The organism is Streptomyces sp. NPDC002785 (assembly GCF_040295565.1).
Lineage (GTDB): Bacteria > Actinomycetota > Actinomycetes > Streptomycetales > Streptomycetaceae > Streptomyces.
The window spans coordinates 41,052-47,937 of sequence record NZ_JBEOVN010000032.1 but is presented as its reverse complement, the minus strand read 5'-3'; the positions used below and the strand labels follow the sequence as shown (position 1 = coordinate 47,937).

The following is a 6,886-nucleotide window of genomic DNA, read 5'->3' as shown; positions in this document are numbered from 1 at the left end:
ACGTGCCCCGAATGCGGGCACACCGCGAAGGAGAACCGGCCCACACGGGAGAAGTTCCACTGCGTCGCATGCGGCCACAGCGCGCACGCCGACACAGTCGGGGCTCTCAACGTCCTACGGGCCGGGCTGGCCCGTCGCGAAGCCCAACCGGCATAGCGAGAAGCCCCGCTCCTTCAGGGCGGGGAGGAGTCACGTGCAGCCGAAGTGTCAGAAGATTCTTGAGTCTTCGGGCAGGTTTCGGAGACGATGCAGAGGATGGATCAACCAGCCGGTACGAGGGTGAACATGATCGAGAAGATTCTGCCGTCCCAGGTAGCTGTTGCCGAGGCGCTCTTTGACCCGCCCGACGCGGCTCTCTTCCCCGGCGAGGAAGAGCTGATCCGCAATTCCGTGGAGAGCCGGCGCAAGGAGTTCACCACCGCACGCTGGTGCGCCCGCCGCGCGCTCGGCGATCTCGGTCTCGCACCCGCCCCCATCCTGAAAGGCGAGCGCGGTGTGCCGATATGGCCGGGAGGAGTGGTCGGAAGCATGACCCACTGCGCCGGCTACCGAGCCGCCGCAATCGCCCGCCGGGCGGATGTGCTCACCGTCGGTATCGACGCCGAACCACATAAGCGGCTGCCCGACGGGGTGCACGAGACCATCGCGCTCGCAACGGAACAGCAGCGCGAGCTCGAGCTGCGCCGGGCGTCCCCCGAGATCCACTGGGACCGGCTGCTTTTCAGCGCGAAGGAAAGCGTCTACAAGGCGTGGTTCCCGCTCACCCACCGCTGGCTCGGCTTCGAGGAGGCCGACATCGTGCTCCACACGAACGGCAGCTTCACCGCCGGGCTGCTGGCCTCCGCCACTGAGCCGGGCCCGGCCACAGGGGCAACGGCAACCCCTACGGCCTTCAGTGGCCGATGGCTGGTCGCGGACGGTTTCGTGGTGACCGCCATCGCTGTCGAGAGTGAGCCGAACGCGCCCACCGGGTAGCGGTCACCGCTGCGGTACATGGCACGGCACACAGTCCGGGGTGACGCGTGAGGAGACCGGCGAGAACCATGCCGGTGGCCGAGCGCGTCGTCTCGGACATCAGCGGCGGGGACGCGCCGGATACGACGCAGCGCCGGCTCGCACCTCGTCCGATGTGCAGGTGCGCCCGTAATCTCTGAGCACATGAATGCTGACAACATGAGCGAAGACCGCAAGCGTGCACGTGAGTTGAGCATCCCTCTGTCAGGTGAGCCGGGGCCGTGGAACGCGATCACGGACGTGCCCGGTGTCGAGGTCGGATACGTCACCCTGGTCGAGGGCGAGGACGTACGCACCGGAGTGACGGCGCTCCTGCCACGCGGGCGGGACGGTGTGGGTACGCCCTGCGCGGCCGGCTGGCACTCGTTCAACGGCAACGGTGAGATGACCGGAACCGCCTGGATCGAGGAGACCGGCTCGCTCGCCGTGCCGGTGGTCATCACCAACACGTACGCGGTCGGCCCGGTGCACCGCGGCGTGGTCGAGTGGGTGCGCGCCAACCGTCGTGGCATGGCGCCGGAGTGGCTGCTGCCGGTGGTCACCGAGACCTGGGACGGCCACCTCAACGACATCCATGGCTCGGCCGTGGAGTCCCGTCATGCGGCGGACGCGATCGAGGCAGCGGCCTCCGGCCCGGTCGAGGAGGGATGCGTCGGCGGCGGAACGGGCATGCGCTGCTACGGCTTCAAGGGCGGCTCGGGGACCGCCTCGCGGGTGGTGCAGTACGGCGAGGACCGCTACACCGTCGGCGCCTTCGTGCAGGCCAACTTCGGCGCACGGCGCGAACTGGTGATCGCCGGCGTGCCGATGGGGCATGAGCTGTCCGGTCCGGTCGAGATGCCGACCCCCGAACCGTCGCCCGGTGGGGAGCGCCCGGTGCCGCCCGGCGCGGGCTCGGTGATCGTGGTCGTGGCGACCGACGCGCCCCTGCTGCCGGGGCAGTGCAAGGCGTTGGCCCGCAGGGTGACGCTGGGCCTCGCCCGCACCGGGACCACCGGCAGCCACTTCTCCGGGGACCTCTTCCTGGCCTTCTCCACAGCCAACCCGTCCGCGCTGACCAGTACGTTTCCCGAGGACGACGGCAGCGCACCGTACGAGTCGATGCGCTTCGTGCCATGGGGCCGGATGGATCCCTTCTACGGTGCGGTGGTCGAGTCGGTGGAGGAGGCGGTGCTCAATGTGCTCACCGGCGCACACTCGATGACCGGCAGGGCGGGCCACCACGTCCCGGCGCTGCCGCTGGACCAGGTGACCGGACTCCTGGCAGCGCGGGGACAGTGACGCAGTACGGAAGGCGCCGCCGAAGGCGCATTCCGGGGTTGCGGTAGGGGGAGACAGGCCCAGGGCGTGGCGGTCACTGGTCTCGTACAGGTTCGTCGGCCATACTGCCCGCCGTGGAGCAGCGCATAGATCCGAACACTCAGCCCGGGTACGCCGCAGGGACAGACCCGGCGTACATCCCTGGTCTCACGACCCCCACTACTGCCGGAAAGCCGGATACGAGCCAGGAGCAGACAGACCAGGAAAAGACAGAAGAGCGGGCGCCCGGTGCCGTCGCCCCCGACGATGCCGTTGCGGAGGCCGTGTCCGAGGACGCGGCAGCCGACGGGGAGGCATCTGCCGAAGCAGCGGCTGATGACAAGGAGGCAGAGGGCGGCCCCGTATTCGCGGTGAGCGACCGCCGTGGATCGATCACCGCGGACCGTGACGGCGTCCGGTTCCGGCTGGACGACCAAGAGGCCGAGTTCCACTGGGACGAGATCGGTGCGGTTGAGGTGAAGACACCTCGGTTCGGCCGCCGGTTCACTGTCACGGTCCATATGGCGCCGCGTCGATGGTTCAACGCCGAGGTCGAGGCACCGGCCAGGAGCAACCTCAAGCAGTGGGCGGAAGAACTCGACGCGGTCCTGGACGTCTACTTCGAGGAGTCCTGACCACGGCGGCGTCGTCCGAGAGGCCGGGCCGGCGGCCGAAACGACCGCCGGCCCCCTCGCGATCGCAGCTGTTGTCCGGCCTGCGACCCGCCGACCGCGCGGACGCCGGGCGGTGGACAGGCTGAGAGGCCTGCACAGGGCGTGCGGCAGCGCAGTGTGCGGTGGGACCGGGTTCCCGGCCGGGCTTCGGCCATCGCCGCCTCATCCCTGCCCCGGAGGAGTGCTGTGGGTGACTCCTGCCGGCGGTTGCCGAACCGGGCCATCGGCTCGATGAGTTCACGCTCCTCGTAGGCCGGATGCGAGGCAAGGGCGTCGGTGCGCGGATCCAGCGCCGAGCGCAGCTCCCGAGCCGCGGCCTCGGCCCGCCCCGGTCCTCGCCGCTGTCCGAGACCCGGGCGACCAGGGCCCGGTAGCGCACCGCTCGTCCTAGATGCGCCTACAGGAGCCGGAGAGGACGAGCACCCCGATACCGCTGCCACGTACGCGGCTACGCGCGGGCATGGCCAGAAACCGTTCGCGAACGCCCGGTGAGGGACTTCGTGAGGGATTGTGCGAGCAGCCTCGCGAGCGCCTCCGCCCGGACCGTTGAAGGCGCGCTCGACGATGTCCATCGGTCGGTCAGCCGTCCGCGAGCACCACCGAGCGGGTCAGGTGGCGCGGGCTGTCCGGGTCCAGACCGCGCGCGGCGGCGCGGGCGATCGCCAGACGCTGGACGCGTACGAGCTCGGCCAGCGGGTCCAGGGCGCTCTCCACCCAGCGGGCGCCGGTCGAGAGCACCTGCTCCGCAAGGCCCTCGGGGGCGGCGCCGAACATCCAGGTCGCGGTGCCGGTGGTGGCGATGCTGATGGGACCGTGGCGGTACTCCATCGCGGGGTACGCCTCCGTCCAGGACAGCGACGCCTCCTTCATCTTGAGCGCGGCTTCGTTGGCGAGCCCCGCCGTCCAGCCACGGCCCAGGAAGGTGAACTGGGTGCAGTCCAGCAGGCCTTCGGGCAGTGGCTCTGCCAGTGCGGTCTCCGCGTCGCGGACCACGGCGTCGGTGTGCAGACCGAGGTGGGCGCGGAGCAGAGTGAGAAGGGTGGTGGCGAACCGGGTCTGCACGACGGACTGCTCATCGGCGAAGTCGAGCACGACAACCTCGTCGGCGGACGTCATGACCGGGGTGTCCGGGTCGGCGGTGATGGCCACTGTGCGGGTGGCACCACGGAGCCGGTCGAGCAGTTCCAGCACCTCGGTCGTGGTCCCCGAGCGGGTGAGGGCGACGACCCGGTCGTAGCCGCGGCCGAAGGGGAACTCCGAAGCGGCGAAGGCATCGGACTCGCCCTGTCCGGACTCCTCGCGGAGCGCGGCGTAGGCCTGAGCCATGTAGAAGGAGGTGCCGCAGCCGACGACCGCGATGCGCTCACCGGTGGCGGGCAGCGCGGCCGCCTGCGTCTGGGCCAGCTCGGCGGCGCGGCGCCAGCATTCCGGCTGACTGGCTGTCTCGATCTCGACAAATGACACTCTTGCACTCCGTACTCGTAGTGGGATGCTCGTTTATGCACGCTATAGGCGACATGCAAGCATTATCAAGCATCCTGCTTGCACGAGGCTCCGCTGGACGGAGCCTTGTGCGACGCTTGCGCGTGTCCGGTGACCGTAAGGGGATTGTCGCCCGAAGCCCGGGCTCGTAAGGAGAGTTCTCTTGTCCAGGGATGCCCGGTGGAACGCGCTGCTGGAGCTTGTCGGTAAGAACGGCCGGGTGGAGGTCGAGGACGCCGCCGCGACGCTGGATGTCTCGGCCGCGACCATCCGTCGTGACCTGGATCAGCTCGCCGAGCAGCAGTTGCTCACGCGTACCCGCGGTGGCGCGGTCGCGCACGGTGTCAGTTACGAACTGGCCCTGCGCTACAAGGCGGGCCGTCACGCCCCGGAGAAGCAGGCCATCGGCCGCGCCGTCTCCGAACTGGTGGCGGTCGGCGAAGTGGTGGGACTGACCGGCGGAACGACGCTGACCGAGGTGGCCCGTTCGCTGGCGGTTCGCTCCGATGTCGTCGGTGACGCCGCGGCCGGGATGGGCGGTCAGCCTGCCCTGACCGTTGTCACCAACGCCCTCAACATCGCCAACGAGCTGGTCATCCGGCCGCAGATCAAGATCGTGGTGACCGGCGGGGTGGCCAGGCCGCAGTCGTACGAGCTGACGGGCCCGCTGGCCAGTGGGGTACTGGGTGAAATCACGCTGGATGTTGCCGTGCTGGGCGTCAACGCGATCGACACGGAGCGCGGTGCATACGTACACCACGAGGGCGAGGCCAGCATCAACCGGTTGCTCGCCGAGCAGGCGCAACGGGTGGTCGTGGCGGCCGATTCTTCGAAGATCGGCAAGCGGGCCTTTGCCCGGGTCTGCGATCTCGGACAGGTCGATTTCCTGGTCACCGACAAGGGGATCACGCCCGAGGCGACCGCTCGCTTCGCGGAGGCCGGCGTCACCGTCATCGCCGTCTGAACCAGTCGTCCGTACGGCGGGTCGCCACCAAGGAGGTGGCGACCCGCCGTTTCCATTTCTGCGTGGCCGAAACCGGGTGGACGGCGTCCCCGGTCCCGGTGACAGTGCTGTCCGGCGCCGTCGCCGGGGATCTCGATAGGGCTATTTTCAGCCATGCTCGGTGGGTAGTCGGCTCTTTCCGGTTTGGCGACGGCTCGACGGGTGTCCGCTGCGGCACGCGACACTGCCGGGTGAATTGGGCGCAATCATCCGGAAAGTGCCGTAAGGGGATGCGGAGTGCCGGTCTCGTAGGGTTACCGAGCCGTCGATGCCGGGGGGTGTGAGCGGCGATTTTGCGCCAATGAGATCTCATAGTGGCCGAGTTCGAACGCATGGCCGGATCATGGTCGGCATAATCGCGTGCATGTCGATCACGGGTGGAGATGTCGTTGAGCTGGGACGGGGCCTGTGCGCATGGCTCCCGCCGAAACGGGGCTGGGGGCTTGCGAACTGCGGTCTCCTAGTCTCGCCCCGTGGCGCGCTATGGATCGACACCCCGTACGACGCCGCGCTGGCCGGCCAGTTCCTGGCCGAGTCCACGAAGCGGCTGCCCGACGGTGTCTCCGTCGACCGGGTGATCGTCACCCACGCGAACGGCGACCACTTCTGGGGTGCGGGCGTGCTCCCGGACGCGGAGATCATCGCGACCCGTGAGGCCCGCGAACACATCCATTACGAGCCCACGCCCAAGCAGCAGCACGCGCTCGTCGCCACCGGCGATCAGGCCACCCCGCTCGGGGCCTACCTCGGACGTCACTTCGGCCCCTTCGACTGGTCGCAGACCGAGCCGGTGCAGCCGACGACATACTTCACCGGGGAACTCGAACTGACCCTGGGGGAGTACCCGGTCCAGCTCTCCGCCCTGCCGCCCGCGCACACCACCGGCGACCTGATGGTCCATCTGCCCGCGCAGCGTGCCGTGTTCAGTGGGGATGTCATCTTCTCCTCCACCCCCGGTCAGCCGGGCGACCACCCGGTGCACTGGGCGGGTCCGCTGAGCAATGTGATCGCGGCCTGCGAGCGGGTGCTGGCCACCGGCGCCGAGATCATCGTCCCGGGGCACGGGCCGGTCCTCGACCAGGCCGGGGTGCGCGATCACATCGTGTATCTGGAGTACGTGCGCGAGCGCGCCCACGCCTTTCACGCAGCCGGGATCCCCGCCCTTGAGGCGGCGCGCCGGGTCATCGCCGAGGGGCGCTACCCGGAGCTCGGCCTCCCCGAGCGGCTGGTGGCGACCATCGGAAGCGAGTACCGGCACCTCGACGGCTCCGAACTGCCCGGAGTCCTCCAGGTGATGACCGATGTCGCCGTGGTCGCTCAAGAGGTGGAGCAGGCCCGTGAGTCGGCAGGCCCGGCGGAGAAGTAAGCGGAGCTTCCGCCGCCGCTTCGGCCGGAAGACCGATTCGACGACAGA

Annotated in this window: 7 protein-coding genes; 6 read left to right on the top strand and 1 reads right to left on the bottom strand. The window is 69.3% G+C overall.

Annotated features, from left to right (window positions below; all coding sequences use genetic code 11):
- From ABTZ94_RS11345 to ABTZ94_RS11330, 4 genes are all read left to right on the top strand, one after another.
- The coding region (locus ABTZ94_RS11345; RefSeq protein ID WP_351199840.1) for a zinc ribbon domain-containing protein at positions 1-156 on the top strand (156 nt) is incomplete at its 5' end.
- Positions 157-285: 129 nt separating this feature from the next.
- On the top strand, positions 286-975 hold the full coding sequence (locus ABTZ94_RS11340; protein WP_351199836.1) for a 4'-phosphopantetheinyl transferase family protein: 690 nt from the start codon (positions 286-288) through the stop codon (positions 973-975).
- 198 nt (positions 976-1,173) lie between these two features.
- Positions 1,174-2,295, top strand: coding sequence for a DmpA family aminopeptidase (locus ABTZ94_RS11335; RefSeq protein WP_351199834.1), 1,122 nt, complete (start codon positions 1,174-1,176; stop codon positions 2,293-2,295).
- 113 nt (positions 2,296-2,408) lie between these two features.
- Entirely contained in the window at positions 2,409-2,948 is a 540-nt protein-coding gene (locus tag ABTZ94_RS11330) for a hypothetical protein (RefSeq protein WP_351199832.1), read from the top strand.
- A gap of 618 nt (positions 2,949-3,566) precedes the next feature.
- Here the strand turns inward: ABTZ94_RS11330 and ABTZ94_RS11325 are convergent.
- Positions 3,567-4,451, bottom strand: coding sequence for an SIS domain-containing protein (locus ABTZ94_RS11325; RefSeq protein WP_351199830.1), 885 nt, complete (start codon positions 4,449-4,451; stop codon positions 3,567-3,569).
- A gap of 181 nt (positions 4,452-4,632) precedes the next feature.
- On the opposite strand from ABTZ94_RS11325, the gene ABTZ94_RS11320 reads away from it, so the two are divergent.
- Together ABTZ94_RS11320 and ABTZ94_RS11315 are read left to right on the top strand one after the other, a co-directional pair.
- Positions 4,633-5,433 carry a DeoR/GlpR family DNA-binding transcription regulator gene (locus ABTZ94_RS11320; RefSeq protein ID WP_351199828.1) on the top strand — a complete coding sequence of 267 codons (801 nt, stop codon included), beginning with the start codon at positions 4,633-4,635 and terminating at the stop codon, positions 5,431-5,433.
- Positions 5,434-5,836: 403 nt separating this feature from the next.
- Positions 5,837-6,838: an MBL fold metallo-hydrolase gene (locus tag ABTZ94_RS11315; protein WP_351199826.1), complete on the top strand. Its 1,002-nt coding sequence runs from the start codon at positions 5,837-5,839 to the stop codon at positions 6,836-6,838.
- Positions 6,839-6,886 lie beyond the last annotated feature (48 nt).